We start from the raw sequence: 14,349 nt of genomic DNA, 5'->3' as shown, positions 1-14,349 counted from the left end.
GAGCGGGTGAGCGGGTCATGGTCCGGCTAGCGTAGCGCAGCAGGCAGCGCGCGCCTCAGGCGCCATCGCGCCCCGCCACGCTGCGCATGCGATACGCCAGCTGCGCCCGCGTCAGCCCGAGCAGCCGCGCCGCCGCCGCCAGATTCCCGTCGGCGCGCGCCACGGCTTCGCGCATGAGCCGGTGCTCCATCGCCTCGATGTCGATGCTGCCCGAGGCCGCATCGGCAAGCCGGTCGAACAGGCTGGGCTCGGGCGCCGGCGCCGCCGCTGCGGCCGCATCGCCACCGGCTGCCAGCGCGCCGCCCTGCCCGACCGACAGCAGCCCCGCATCGCCGAGCTGCTCGCGGCGCAGCATGTGCGCCAGCTCGATCACGCCGCCGTCGTCGGCGCTGATGACGCCGCGCTCGACCATGTTCTGAAGCTCGCGGATGTTGCCCGGAAAGCCGTAGCCCAGAAGCATCTTCACCGCGCGCGGCGCATAGCCGTTCAGGCGCTTGCCGTGCATGCGCGTGTACACATGCAGAAAGTGGCTGAGCAGCAGCGGGATGTCCTCGCGCCGTTCGCGCAGCGGCGGCAGATGGATCGGGTACACGTCGAGCCGGTAGAACAGGTCTTCGCGAAAGCGCCCGGCCTGCACCTCGGCGCGCAGGTCCACATTGGTGGCCGCCACCACGCGCACATCGACTGCAATGGTTTGCACGCCGCCCACGCGCTCGATCTCGCCCTGCTGCAGGGCGCGCAGCAGCTTGCCCTGGCTGGTCATGCTCAGCGTGCCCACTTCGTCCAGGAACAGCGTGCCGCCGTGGGCGCGCTCGAAGCGGCCGGGCCGCGAGGCGGTGGCGCCGGTGTAGGCGCCACGCTCCACGCCAAACAGCTCGGCCTCGGCCAGGCTCTCGGGGATGGCGGCGCAGTTCACCGCCACGAAGGGCTGGTCGCGGCGCGGCCCGATGCGATGCAGCGTGGCCGCAAAGCGCTCCTTGCCCACGCCCGATTCGCCGGTGAACAGCACCGTGGCCCGGGTCGGCGCCACCCGCGACAGCATGTGGCAGGCGGCCTTGAAGGCCGACGACACGCCGACCATGCCGTCGCCTTCGGTCGGCGGCACCGCATCGGGGCCAAGCACGGCGCGCGGCGCATTGCCGTGGGTGCGGGTCTCCAGGAAGTCCTCGGCGTTGAGATAGCGCAGGTCTTCGCTCACGTCGCCCCAGTCCTCGGCCGCCTTGCCGATCACGCGGCACAGGCTCGCGCCCATCGAGCGGCACTCGACCTCGCGGAACACCACCAGCTTGCCGAGCACCGCCGTCACATAGCCCATCGCATAGCCGAGCTGCATCCAGCAGGCCGGCTCGGTGCCCACGCCATAGGCCTCGATCTGGGCATCGTCCTCGGTGCTGTGGTGCCAGACGAATTCGCCGTAGTAGTGGCCGCGCTCGGGGTCGATGTCGAACTCGACCGGCTCGACCTTGACCACGCCTTCGAGCGCATGCAGCCGCACGCCGGCCATGAAGGTCGCCACCAGATCCGAGTCGGGCCAGCGCTCGCGCACCAGCCGCGCATCGCGCGTGCCCGAGGCATAGCCGGTGCGCGTGAGCAGGCCGCGCGCGCGCTCCAGCCCGAGCGTCTCGATCAGCTCGCGCCGCAGCGCGCCGAACGACGCCGTGTGCATCAGCACCATGCGCTGGTCGTTGAGCCAGATGCGGCCGTCGCCGGGACTGAAGAACAGGCATTCGGTGATGTCGGAAAGCTGGGGCCGGTCGGCCATGCCGGCGGGCTGGGCCTCGCCGCGCCGCATCAGCGCGCCGGTGGCACGCGATACGTCGGCAAGGGAAATGCGGGGGGCGGCTGAAGTCATCGATCGATGGAATGGCGAAGTCCGAGGCGGCCAGTGTCGGCGCGAGTTCATCAATTCATCAACCCGGGTCGAGGGTTGCACCCGACGACCGGTGCCGGCTGCCGCTCGCACCGGGCCCTGGGGAAACTCCTTAATCCTCCTTCGGAATGCCGCTATTGGCGGCCCTTGCCCGGGCTGCCGGCGGCGCGCTCCGGCGCAGCGATTGCGATGTAGAGCCTGCCGCAAGCCGGCTCGATCAATTGCTGAATCAGGAGACCCCGAATGGGTATCGCCGAGACTCCCTGCCTGCTGGACCCCGCCGTCCACGGCGGCCGCCTGTTCGACGGCGCGCAGTGGATTGCCGCCCGTGGCGGCCGCCGCGCCGTCACCGAACCCGCCACCGGCGCGCCGCTGGCCGACAGCGCCGTGGCCAATGCCGAGGACATGCGTGACGCCATCGCGCGCGCCCACGCCGCGCAGGCCGCCTGGGCCGCCACCGGGCCGCGCGAACGCGCCAATGTGCTGCTGCGCGCCGCCCGGCTGTTCGAGCTGCATGCCGACGAACTCGCGCTGGCGGTCGCGCGCGAGACCGGCGGCATCCTCGCCAAGGGCGCGCATGAAGTGCGCGAGGCGGCGGTGTTCTGCAACGTGGCCGCCGGCCTGGCGCTGCGCGGGCATGGCGAGGTGCTGCCGAGCGCGCAGGGCCGCATGTCGATCGCGCAGCGGGTGCCGCGCGGCGTGATCGGCGTGATCTCGCCGTTCAACTTTCCGCTGGTGCTGGGCATCCGCTCGGTGGCGCCGGCGCTGGCGCTGGGCAATGCGGTGGTGCTCAAGCCCGACACGCGCACGCCGGTCTCGGGCGGCGCGATCCTGGCCGAGGTGCTGCATCGCGCCGGCCTGCCCGCCGGCCTGTTGCAGATGATTCCGGGCGATGTCGAGGCCGGCGAAGCGCTGGTCGTGGATGCGCGCGTGCCGATGATCGCCTTCACCGGCTCGCCCGCCGTGGGCCGGCGCATTGGCGAGCTGGGCGGGCGCCATCTCAAGAAGCTGTCGCTCGAACTCGGCGGCGCCAACAGCCTCATCGTGCTCGAAGACGCCGACCTCGACGCCGCCGCCAGCGCGGTGGCGTTTGCCTGCTGGTTCCATCAGGGCCAGATCTGCATGGCCGCCAACCGGGTGCTGGTGCATGCGTCCATCGCCGACGCGCTGCGCGACCGGCTGGTGGCCAAGGCCGAACGGCTGCCGGTCGGCGACGGCTCGACCGGCCGCACCGCGCTCGGCGCCATCGTCGATGCGAAGCAGCTCGCGCATTTCGACGCCATCGTGAAGAACTCGGTGGCCCAGGGCGCACGGCTCGACGCCGGTGGCACGCACGAGGGCCTGTGCTACCGGCCGACCGTGCTGTCCGGCGTCGGCCCGGGCATTGCCGCCTTCGACGAGGAGCCGTTCGGGCCGGTCGCATCGCTCATCGCCTTTGCCAGCGATGCCGAGGCGGTGACGCTGGCCAACGCCGGCGCCGGCGGTCTGGCGGCCGCCGTCATCGGCCGCGATCTGGGCCGGGCGCTGGCCATTGGCCGCCAGCTCAATGCCGGCATGGTCCACATCAACGACCAGACCGTGAACGACGACGCGATCAATCCGTTTGGCGGCCCCGGCATCGGCGGCAACGGCAGCGCCGTGGGCGGCCCGGCCGACATCGACGAGTACACGCGCTGGCAATGGCTGACCGTGCGCGACGCCCTGCCCGCCTTCCCGTTCTGACCGGAGCGCCAACATGAATCTGCAAGGCAAGACCGTGGTCGTGACCGGCTGCTGCTCGGGCATCGGTGCCGATTTCGCCAGGCTGGCGCGACTGTCGGGCGCGCGCGTGATCGGCCTCGACCGCAACGAGCCGACGCTCACGCTCGACGGCTTCGTGCGCGTCGATCTGGCCGAGGAGGCCGCCATCGACGCCGCCGTGCGCGCCCTGCCCGAGCGCATCGATGCGCTGGCCAACATCGCCGGCGTGCCCGGCACCGCGCCGGTCGATCTGCTGGCGCGGGTCAACTTCCTGGGCCTGCGCCATCTGGTGCAGGCGCTGCTGCCGCGCATGCCCGAGGGCGGCGCGGTGGTCAACGTGGCCTCGGTGCTGGGCCATGAATGGCCGCTGCGGCTGGAACAGCACCGTGCCCTCGCCGCCACGCGCGGCTTTGGCGCCGGCCTGCGCTGGCTCGACGAGCATCCGGTGGCCCAGGAGCACTGCTACCAGTACTTCAAGGAGGCGCTGATCGTCTGGACGCTGACCCAGTCGCAGCCGCTGTTTCTGGAGCGCGGCGTGCGCATGAACAGCGTCGCGCCGGGCCCGGTGTTCACGCCGATCCTCGGCGACTTTGTGCAGATGCTGGGCGCCGAGCGGGTCGAGCGCGACTCGGCGCGCATGCGCCGGCCGGCCTTCAGCGACGAGATCGCGCCCGCCATCGCCTTTCTGTGCAGCGATGCGGCGCGCTGGATCAGCGGCGTGAACCTGCCCGTCGACGGCGGCCTGGCATCGACCTACGTCTGACACCGCTGCAAGCCATTGCAGCCGCCACAACGGCGGCTGACACACAAGAGACGGCCAAGCCGTCCGTACCAGACCAAAGAGGAAAGAGGAGACCCACATGACACGGCAACTTGCCGTGGCCACAGCCGTGGCCATGGCCTTCGCGCCCGCCGTCCAGGCGTTCGACATCGAGACCCCCGATCCCGACCTCAAGGTCAGGCTCGACCTCACGCCCAAGTACAGCACCGCCTGGCGGCTGCGCAATCCGTCGGCGGCATTGAGCCGGCTGGATGTGGCGGCCGACCCGGGCACGGTCAACGAGGACGACGGCGATCACAACTTCAGGCGCGGCATCGTCTCGAACCGCTTCGACCTGCTGGCCGAACTCGATGTATCGACGCCCAACCTGGGCGCGCGCCTGAGCGGCACGACCTGGCGCGACAGCGTCTACCTGAACGGCAACGACTATCGCGGCACCGAGATCTATGCCGCCGGCGTGCCGACCGGCACGGTGATTTCGAGCGCCAGCAATTTCGGCGACCAGGCGCCCAACCAGTTCCTGCCCGACACCCGGCGCCAGCATGGCCAGGGCTCGCAACTGCTCGACGGCTTTGTCTATGCCAAGGGCAACCTCGGCGACATGCGCGGCACGGTGCGCGTCGGCAAGCATTCGCTGCAATGGGGCGAGAGCCTGTTCTTTGGCCAGAACGGCATTGCCAATGCGCAAGGCCCGGTCGACGTGGCCAAGATCGCCTCGGTGCCGGGCTGGCAGTTCAAGGAAGTGCTGCTGCCGGTGGAGCAGATTTCCGGCTCGCTGCAGGTGGCCGAGGGCGTGACGCTCGGCGCCTATTACCAGCTCAAGTGGCGGCCAAGCCGCATCCCGGGCGTGGGCAGCTATTTCTCGAACCAGGACTATGTCGGCACCGGCACGGTCAACTTCGGCAACGATGCCAACGGCAATCCGGTGCTGCTCGGCTACCGCCGCGAGCGCGATCTGCAACCCAAGGACTCGGGCCAGTTCGGCGTGCAGCTGCGCTGGGCGCCCGAGGACAGCGACTACCAGTTCGGCTTCTATGCCGCGCAGTACCACGACAAGACGCCGGCGGTGCCGGTATTCGACTTCGTCAACGGCGATGTGCATCTGGCCTATGCGGAGAACATCCGCACCTTCGGCGCCAGCGTCACCTCGTCGGTCGGCCAGCTCAACTGGGCGGTCGAAGGCTCGGTGCGGACCAATGCGCCGCTCACCAGCGATCCGGCGGTGCTGGGCCTGGGCCCGGTGACCAGTTGCGGCGGCAAGGACAAGCCCTGCTATGCCGTGGGCCGCACCGGGCATTTGCAGGCCTCGGGCATTTACGTGCTCCAGCCCGGCGCGCTCTGGCAGGGCGGCTCGCTGCTCGGCGAGCTGGCCTACAACCGCCGGCTGTCCGTCACCCGGGACATCTTTGCGGTCGGGCCGGGCGGCAGCAGCGCCGGCATCGGCGGGCTCGATCCGCACACCACCAAGGACGCCTTCGCCGCGCGCCTGCTGTTCGAGCCGCAGTACTTCCAGGTGCTGCCGGCGCTCGACATCTCGCTGCCGGTGGCGCTTGGCTACAACTTCGGCGGCCGCTCGTCGGCGGTCGGCAACTTTGCCGGTGGCGCCTCGAATGCCGGCGACATCAGCCTGGGCGTGAAGGGCAAATACCAGAACGCCTGGAACGCCTCGCTCACCGTCACCGACTACTTCGGCAAGGCCGCCACCTACACGCAGACGCTGGTGACCGGCAGCGGCTCGCCGCGCCAGCTCAGCTTTGGCCAGTCGCTGCGCGACCGCGCCTTCGTCGCCTTCAGCCTTTCGCGCACCTTCTGATGCGCCCCCGGAGAACCGCATGAACCGCAAGCCACTCCTCGCGGCGCTCGTTGCCGCCTGCTTCATCGCCACGCCGGCGCTGGCCGCCGTGTCGGCCGAGGAAGCCGCCCGCCTCAAGACCACGCTCACCCCGCTCGGCGCCGAACGCGCCGGCAACAAGGACGGCAGCATCCCGGCCTGGGACGGCGGCTACACCAAGGTCGACCCGGCCTGGAAGCCCGGCGAAACCCGGCCCGATCCGTTTGCCGCCGACAAGCCGCTGCTGACCGTCAACGCCAGGAACATGGCCCAGCACGCCGACAAGCTGAGCGACGGCGTGAAGGCGCTGATGGCCAAGTACCCCGACTTCCGCATCGAGGTCTATCCCACGCGCCGCAGCGCCGCCGCGCCGCAATGGGTCTACGACAACACGCTGCGCAATGCCACGCGGGCGAAGCTGGTCGACGACGGCCAGGGCACCGAGAACGCCTATGGCGGCATCCCCTTCCCGATCCCCAAGGACGGCTATGAGGTGATCCAGAACCATCGGCTGGCCTGGCTCGGCACCTCGACGCAGGCGCAGGTGCGCGTGTGGGTGGTGACGGCCGACGGCCGCCGCGCCATGGCCTCGGGCGGGGTGCAGAGCTTCAGCAAGCAGTACTACGACCCGTCCGGCAGCCTGGAGAAGTTCGACGGCATGCACAGCCTGGGCAAGTTCCTGACCGGCGAGCCGGGCTCGAAGGCGGGCGAGGCCATCCTCGCGCTCGACAACATCAACGCGAGCAAGCCGCGCGGGCTGTGGCAATACCTGGTCGGCCAGCGCCGGGTGCGCAAGGCGCCGTCGGTGGCCTATGACACGCCCGATTCGGTCACCTCGGGCATCGGGCTGTTCGACGAGGCTTTCATGCTGTTCGGGCCGCTCGACAAGCACGAGCTCAAGCTGATCGGCAAGCGCGAGCTCTACATCCCCTACAACAACAACCGCGCTGCCGCCGCCAAGGTGGCCGACCTGGTCACGCCCAACACGCTCAACCCGGCGCTGCTGCGCTGGGAGCTGCACCGGGTGTGGGAGGTGGAAGCCACGCTCGCCGCCGGCAAGCGCCATGTGGTGCCCAGGCGCAAGTACTACATCGACGAGGACAGCTGGCAGATCGTGCTGTTCGACGGCTGGGATGCCAAGGGCGAGCTCTGGCGCACCAGCTACACGCTGACGCTGCTGGCGCCCGAGCTGCCGGCGCTGGTCGGGCATGTGAGCTGGGGCGGCTATGACCTGCAAACCGGCGCCTACTACCTGAACATGGCCGGCAACGAACTGAGCAACCAGTTCCGCGCCGTGCCGCCGCTGCCCCGCAGCTTCTTCAGCCCCGAGGAACTCGCCAACGAGGGCGCACGGTGAGGCCGCAAACGCTTGCACGGCGCGCCGCGCCGCTGCTGCGCGGTCTGGCGCTGGCGCTGTCGGCGCTGCTGGCCCCGGCCGGCGCCGGCGCCGCCGACACGCCGGCCGCGCTGACCGAACCGGCGCTCGCCAGCGCCCGCGCCGCCGGCGCCGCCACGCTGGCCGTGACCCGCGCCGGCAACCGGCTGGTGGCGGCCGGCGAGCGCGGCATCGTGCTGCTGTCGGACAACGACGGCGCGAGCTGGCGCCAGGCCCGCGTGCCGGTGCGCACCAGCCTGACCGCGCTGCGCTTTGTCGATGCGCGCCACGGCTGGGCCACCGGCCATCTGGGCAGCCTGCTGCGCAGCGAGGACGGCGGCGAGAGCTGGACGCTCCAGCTCGATGGCGTGCGCGCCGCCGAGCTGGTGGCCGGCGCGCTGGCCGGCGGCGACGAGCGCGCCCAGCGCAGCGCCCGCAGCCTGCTCGACGAAGGCCCGGACAAGCCCTTCTTCGACCTCGACTTCAACGCCGACGGTCACGGCTTTGCGGTCGGCGCCTACAACCTCGCGGTGATGAGCACCGACGGCGGCGCGAGCTGGCAGCCGCTGAGCCCGCGCCTGCCCAATCCGCGCAACCTGCATCTGTATGCGGTGCGCAGCCTGGGCCGGCAGGTGTTCATCGCCGGCGAGCAGGGCCTGCTGCTGCGCTCGGACGATGGCGGCGCCAGCTTTGTCGCGCTGGCCTCGCCCTACAAGGGCAGCTTCTTTGCGCTGCTGACCACGCGCGCCGGCAGCCTGCTGGCCTGCGGCCTGCGCGGCAACGTGTTCCGCAGCGACGACCTGGGCGCCAGCTGGCAGAAGGTCGAGACCGGACTTGCGGTCTCGATCGGCGCCGGCATCGAGCGCGACGACGGCAGCCTGCTGCTGCTGAGCCAGGCCGGCGATCTGCTCGCCAGCCATGACGACGGCCGCAGCTTCCGCCGCCTGCCCGAAGGCGCGGCGGTGCCGGCCGCCGGCCTCGCCGCCACCGCCGACGGCCGACTTTCCATCGCCAGCCTGCGCGGCATGCGCCGCCTTGCCGCGCCCTGATCCGGAACCCCGCCATGCATGCCGACACCTCACTCGATGCCCAGCCCGTGGTGGCCCGGCTCGAAGACTTCGACACCCGCTCCGGCTCGCTGCCCGAGCGCCTGCTGTTCAACCATCGGCCCTGGGTGCTGGCGCTCTGCCTGCTGCTCACGGCGCTGTTCGGCTGGCAGGCCATGCAGCTGCGGCTGAACGCCAGCTTTGAAAAAACCCTGCCGGCACAGCACCCGTACATCGCCAACTATCTGGCCCACAAGGCCGAGCTGGCCGGTCAGGGCAATGCGCTGCGCATCGCGGTGGAAACCAGCGGCGACTCGATCTTCGACGCCGGCTATCTCGACACGCTGCGCCGGCTCAACGACGAGCTCTATCTGCTGCCCGGCGTCGACCGGCCGTTCATGAAATCGCTCTGGACCAGCAACACGCGCTGGGTCGCGGTGACCGAGGACGGACTCGACGGCAATGTGGTGATGGGCGACAACTACGACGGCTCGGCCGAGGCGCTGGCCGAGGTGCGCGCCAATGTCGAGCGCTCGGGCGAGATCGGCCAGATCGTGGCGCCCGATTTCAAGTCGAGCCTCGTCTTCGTGCCGCTGCTCGACCGCAATCCGGCCGACGGCCAGGCGCTCGACTACGGCGCGCTCGGCCGCCAGCTCGAAGCGCTGCGCGCCAAGTACGAGCAGGACGGCATCCGCATCCACATCACCGGCTTTGCCAAGGTGATGGGCGACCTGATCGACGGCATGCGCCAGATGCTGGCGTTCTTCGTCGCGGCCATCGCGATTTGCAGCGGCGTGCTCTATGCGTACACGCGCTGCTGGCGCTCGACCGCGCTGGTGGTGGCCTGCTCGCTGGTGGCGGTGCTGTGGCAGTTCGGCCTGCTGGCGCTGGCCGGCTATGCGCTCGATCCCTACTCGGTGCTGGTGCCCTTCCTGGTGTTTGCCATCGGCATGAGCCACGGCGCCCAGAAGATGAACGGGATCATGCAGGACATCGGCCGCGGCACCCATCGCGCGGTGGCGGCGCGCTACACCTTCCGCCGGCTGTTCATGGCCGGGCTCACCGCGCTGCTCTGCGATGCGGTCGGCTTTGCGGTGCTGGCCATCATCCGCATCGAGGTGATCCAGGATCTGGCCGCCGTCGCCAGCATCGGCGTGGCGGTGCTGATCTTCACCAACCTCGTGCTGCTGCCGATCCTGCTCAGCTATGTGGGCGTGAGCCCGGCCGCCGCCCTGCGCAGCCTGCGCGACGAAGCCGCCGAACCCGATGCGCCGCGCGCCTGGCTGTGGCGCCAGCTCGACCGGTTTACCCGGCGCGGCCCGGCGCTGGCGGCACTGGCCGGCGGCCTGCTGCTGGCCATCGGCGGCCATGCGGTCAGCCAGCATTTGCAGATCGGCGACCTCGACCGGGGCGCGCCCGAGCTGCGTGCCGACTCGCGCTACAACCGCGACAACGACTACCTCGCGGCCCACTACGCCGCCAGCGCCGACACCCTGGTGGTGATGGTGTCCACGCCCGAGGACCAGTGCACCCGCTATGCCACGCTCGACCGGCTCGACAGCCTGGCCTGGCGGCTGGAGCAGCTGCCCGGCGTGGAGAGCAGCAACTCGATGGCCGCGCTGTCCAGGCTCGCGATGGTCGGCTACAACGAAGGCCATCTGAAGTGGTTCGAGCTCATCCCCAACGATGCGGCGCTGGGCGGCGTGCAAACCCGTGCACCGCGCGAGCTGTTCAACCAGGGCTGCTCCTTCCTGTCGCTGTACGTCTACCTGAGCGACCACAAGGCCGCGACGCTGAGCCGCGTGGTCGAGGCGACCGAAGCCTTCATCGCCGAGCAGCCGGCCGGCGAGGCGCGCTTCATGCTGGCGGCCGGTTCGGCCGGCATTGCGGCGGCCACCAACATCGTGGTCGGCCAGGCCATGCGCGAGATGCTGCTGTGGGTGTACGGCGCGGTGCTGCTGCTGTGCTACGTCAGCTTCCGGTCGTGGCGCGCGGTGGTCTGCGCGGTGCTGCCGCTGGTGCTCACCTCGGTGCTGTGCGAGGCGCTGATGGTCGGCCTGAACATGGGCGTGAAGGTGGCGACGCTGCCGGTGATCGCGCTCGGCGTGGGCATCGGCGTGGACTACGCGCTCTATGTGCTGTCGGTGCTGCTGGCCCGGCTGCGCGCCGGCGACAGCCTGTCCGATGCTTATCACCACGCGCTCAAGTTCACCGGCCGGGTCGTGCTGCTCACCGGCCTCACGCTGGCGCTGGCGGTCGGCACCTGGGCCGTGTCGCCGATCCAGTTCCAGGCCGACATGGGCGTGCTGCTGGCCTTCATGTTCGTCTGGAACATGGTCGGCGCGCTGGTGCTGCTGCCGGCGCTTGCGTGCTTTCTGCTGCCGCAAGGCAGCGCCAAGGCCCGCGCCGGTACCGCGCCGGCCGCCAACGTGAACCCCATCCGCGAGGAGCCCGCGCAATGACCGATCTGACCCTGCACAACGGCGACCAGTCGCTCGCCCTGTCCGTCCACGGTCCGCTCGACGGCGCGCCGGTGCTGCTGCTGCACGGCCTGACCATGAGCCGCGACACCTGGGACGAAACCCTCGCCCACCTCAGCGACCGCTACCGCTGCTGGACGCTGGACCTGCGCGGCCACGGCCACTCGGGCCGCGCCGCCAGCTACGGCTTTGCCGACCACCTGAGCGATGTGCGCGCGGTGCTGGCCGCCATCGGCAAGCCGACGGTGCTGGTCGGCCATTCGCTCGGCGGCTGCATTGCCGGCGCGCTGGCACAGGAGCCGGCGCTCGGCATTCGCGGCGTGCTGCTCGAAGACCCGCCCTGGTATCTGGGCGAGCCGGCCGAGTTCGAGCGCTCTGGCTTCGGGCCGATGTTTGCCGGGCTGATGGGCATGGTCGGCCAGCTGCGCGCCGGCAATGCGCCGCTCGATGTCTGGCTCGGCGCGCTGGCGCAGGGCCCGAGCCCGGCCGGCGGCGTCGGTGCCGACTGGCATGACGCGCGCCAGCTGCTCAGCCATGCGTCGGCATTGCAGCGGCTCGACCCGGCCTGCTGCGCCGGCGTGGAGCGCCTGTTCGCGGCGCTCGACACTGCCCGGCCGCTCGGCTGCCCGGCGCTGGTCGTGCAGGCCGACGGTACGCAGGGCGCCGCGTTTCTCAATGGCCATGAGCTGCGGTTTGCGGCGAGCAATCCGGCGGCGCGCGTCGTGCGCTATGCGGGCTGCGGCCATGTGACGCACGGCACGCGCGGCTTCGATCTGCGGTTTGCGGGGGAGCTGGGCGGGTTTCTGAACGGATTGGACGGGTGAGGCGAGCGGCCCGGCGTGCTGGCTCAGGAAAGTTCGATCACACCCTGGCTAGGACATCAATCTGGCAACTCCGCCGGCGCCGCTCAGCTTCTGCGCCAATGGCGGCCCCTTACCAGCAACGGAGCCCGTGATGTCTGTGTCCTATCCCGGTCGTGTCATCGTCCTTGGCGAAACCGACGCCGCCCTGGTCCGAGCCCTCAAGCTCAAGCTCAACGAACGTCTTGTGCTCGACAACGATCCCGAGCAAAGGCTCGATCCCGACAACCCCAACTTCGGACCGAAGATGGAACAGGCCATCGAGCTGTTCCAGACGCGGCATGTCGACACGAGCGGGCATCCGCTGGTCGTCGACGGGCAGGTCGGCTCACTGACCTGGGAAGCGCTGTTCGGATCAGCCGATGCGCCGGCCGTGCCGGTGATCGACACCGCCACCGATCCGTTCCTGGGCGCGGTACTCGCGATCGCGGGTCGCGCAGCCGACCGGCGAGTACGCGAAGTACCCGTCAATTCCAACCGCGGCCCCGAGGTTGACGAGTTCCTGAAGCGCGCCGGGTCTACACCCGGATATGCGTGGTGCTGCGCCTTCACCTACTGGTGCTTCGATGAGGCGGCAAAGGCGGCGTCCCGCTCCAACCCTATGGTCCGGACCGCCGGCTGCCTCGATCACTGGAACCGCGCGCCAAGCAAGGGCGCGCGGCGCATCCTGGCCGAGGATGCGGTCGCCAATCCAGCGCTCCTGCGGCCCGGCATGCTGTTCGTGCTCGACAAAAACGGCGTCAATGGACACACCGGCTTCATCGAGCGAGTCCAGGGCGGCCTGCTGCACACCATCGAGGGCAACACCGATGCCAGCGGTACCAACGAAGGCGGCGGCGTCTATCGGCTGGTGCGCAAGGTGAGCACGATCTCCAAGGGCTATATCGACTACTCGGACCGCTGAAAACGAAAAAGCCGGCGCCCGCTTGCACAGACGCCGGCCAAGCCAGGCGGGCCGCAAAACCGGCCCGTCGGCGGAGAAAACTCAGTAGCCGTTGAACCCCGGAATCCAGTCCGTCCCGGCCAGCGGCAGCCGCGCCATCGCCGCCGCCTCGATCGTCAGCGCAACCAGATCCTCGCGCTCCAGGTGATGCACGTTCTGCTTGCCGCAAGCGCGTGCAATCGTGGTCAGCTCCATGTTCAGCGTCTTGAAGTAGTTCTTCAGGCGCTTGGCGCCGGTCAGCGGTTCAAGCCGTTGTTCAAGGATCGCGTCCTGCGTGGTCACGCCGACCGGGCACTTGCCGGTATGGCAGTGGTGGCAGAAGCCCGGTTGCGTGCCGAGCGCCTCGTATTCGGCCAGCGCCGAGACATGCTCGCCGTTGTGCACATAGGTGTCGCTGTTGCAGCCGAGCGCCATCAGCACGCCCTGCCCGATGGCCACCGCATCCGCGCCCATCGCCAGCGCCTTGGCCACGTCGGCGCCGGTGCGGATGCCGCCCGACACGATCAGCTGCACCTGATCCTTCATGTTCAGGTCTTCGAGCGCATCGACCGCCGCGCGTACCGCCGCCAGCGTGGGGATGCCCACATGCTCGATGAAGCAGGTCTGCGTGGCGGCGGTGCCGCCCTGCATGCCGTCGACCACGATCACGTCGGCGCCGGCGTGCACCGCCAGCTTCACGTCATGGAAGGTGCGGGTCGCGCCGACCTTCACGTAGATGGGCTTTTCCCAGTCGGTGATTTCGCGCAGCTCGTTGATCTTGATGAGCAGATCGTCGGGACCGGTCCAGTCGGGATGGCGGCAGGCCGAGCGCTGGTCCACGCCCTCGGGCAGCGTGCGCATCTTGGCGACGCGCGGGTTCACCTTCTGGCCCAGCAGCATGCCGCCGCCGCCCGGCTTGGCGCCCTGGCCGATCACCACTTCGATGGCGTCGGCGCGGCGCAGATCGTCGGGGTTGAAGCCGTAGCGCGACGGCAGGCATTGATAGACCAGCGTCTTCGACGATTCGCGCTCCTCGCGCGTCATGCCGCCGTCGCCGGTGGTGGTGCTGGTGCCCAGTTCGGTCGCGGCGCGGCCGAGGGCTTCCTTCACATTGGCCGACAGCGCGCCAAAGCTCATGCCGGCCACGGTGATGGGAATGTCGAGCTCGATCGGCTTCTTGGCGAAGCGGGTGCCGAGGATGGTCTTGGTGCTGCACTTCTCGCGGTAGCCCTCAAGCGGGTAGCGCGACATCGAGGCGCCGAGGAAGACCAGATCGTCGAAGTGCGGCAACTTGCGCTTGGCGCCCAGACCGCGGATCTCGTACAGGCCGGTCGCGCTGGCGTGCTGGATGTAGTCGAGCGTCTTGCGGTCGTAACCCCAGGATTCCTCGCGCGAGACCTTCTTGAAATGAACCGGTTTGCTGTCCATGCGATGTGCTCCGGGG

General features: G+C 69.9%; 10 protein-coding genes. 8 read left to right on the top strand and 2 right to left on the bottom strand.

Annotated elements, in window-relative coordinates:
- Positions 1–55: 55 nt before the first annotated feature.
- The gene (locus B9P64_RS07045; protein ID WP_085315515.1) at positions 56–1,852 is read right to left on the bottom strand and encodes a sigma-54-dependent Fis family transcriptional regulator; all 1,797 of its coding nucleotides are present in this window, start codon (positions 1,850–1,852) and stop codon (positions 56–58) included.
- A gap of 261 nt (positions 1,853–2,113) precedes the next feature.
- On the opposite strand from B9P64_RS07045, the gene B9P64_RS07040 reads away from it, so the two are divergent.
- From B9P64_RS07040 to B9P64_RS07005, 8 genes are all read left to right on the top strand, one after another.
- Entirely contained in the window at positions 2,114–3,592 is a 1,479-nt protein-coding gene (locus tag B9P64_RS07040) for an aldehyde dehydrogenase family protein (RefSeq protein WP_085315514.1), read from the top strand.
- 13 nt (positions 3,593–3,605) lie between these two features.
- Positions 3,606–4,373: a coniferyl-alcohol dehydrogenase gene (locus B9P64_RS07035; protein WP_085315513.1), complete on the top strand. Its 768-nt coding sequence runs from the start codon at positions 3,606–3,608 to the stop codon at positions 4,371–4,373.
- 97 nt (positions 4,374–4,470) lie between these two features.
- Complete coding sequence (locus B9P64_RS07030) at positions 4,471–6,204, top strand: DUF1302 domain-containing protein (RefSeq protein WP_085315512.1); 1,734 nt, start codon at positions 4,471–4,473, stop codon at positions 6,202–6,204.
- Between the two features lie 19 nt (positions 6,205–6,223).
- On the top strand, positions 6,224–7,579 hold the full coding sequence (locus B9P64_RS07025; protein ID WP_085315511.1) for a DUF1329 domain-containing protein: 1,356 nt from the start codon (positions 6,224–6,226) through the stop codon (positions 7,577–7,579).
- Entirely contained in the window at positions 7,576–8,646 is a 1,071-nt protein-coding gene (locus tag B9P64_RS07020) for a WD40/YVTN/BNR-like repeat-containing protein (RefSeq protein ID WP_085315510.1), read from the top strand. The genes B9P64_RS07025 and B9P64_RS07020 overlap by 4 nt, the downstream gene beginning before the upstream one ends.
- Positions 8,647–8,660: 14 nt before the next feature.
- Entirely contained in the window at positions 8,661–11,105 is a 2,445-nt protein-coding gene (locus B9P64_RS07015; RefSeq protein ID WP_085315509.1) for an efflux RND transporter permease subunit, read from the top strand.
- Entirely contained in the window at positions 11,102–11,947 is an 846-nt protein-coding gene (locus B9P64_RS07010; protein WP_085315508.1) for an alpha/beta fold hydrolase, read from the top strand. Before B9P64_RS07015 ends, B9P64_RS07010 begins: the two co-directional genes overlap by 4 nt.
- Positions 11,948–12,077: 130 nt before the next feature.
- The gene (locus B9P64_RS07005) at positions 12,078–12,887 is read left to right on the top strand and encodes a CHAP domain-containing protein (RefSeq protein ID WP_217808659.1); all 810 of its coding nucleotides are present in this window, start codon (positions 12,078–12,080) and stop codon (positions 12,885–12,887) included.
- 81 nt (positions 12,888–12,968) lie between these two features.
- On the opposite strand, the gene B9P64_RS07000 is transcribed toward B9P64_RS07005, so the two are convergent.
- A complete protein-coding gene (locus B9P64_RS07000) occupies positions 12,969–14,333 on the bottom strand; it encodes an FMN-binding glutamate synthase family protein (protein WP_085315507.1) in 1,365 nt (454 codons plus the stop codon).
- Between the last annotated feature and the right edge of the window lie 16 nt (positions 14,334–14,349).

The sequence above is a fragment of the Derxia lacustris genome, assembly GCF_002105195.1.
GTDB lineage: Bacteria > Pseudomonadota > Gammaproteobacteria > Burkholderiales > Burkholderiaceae_E > Derxia > Derxia lacustris.
Note: the sequence above shows the minus strand (reverse complement) of the source record. Positions and strands in the feature narration are given on the sequence as shown.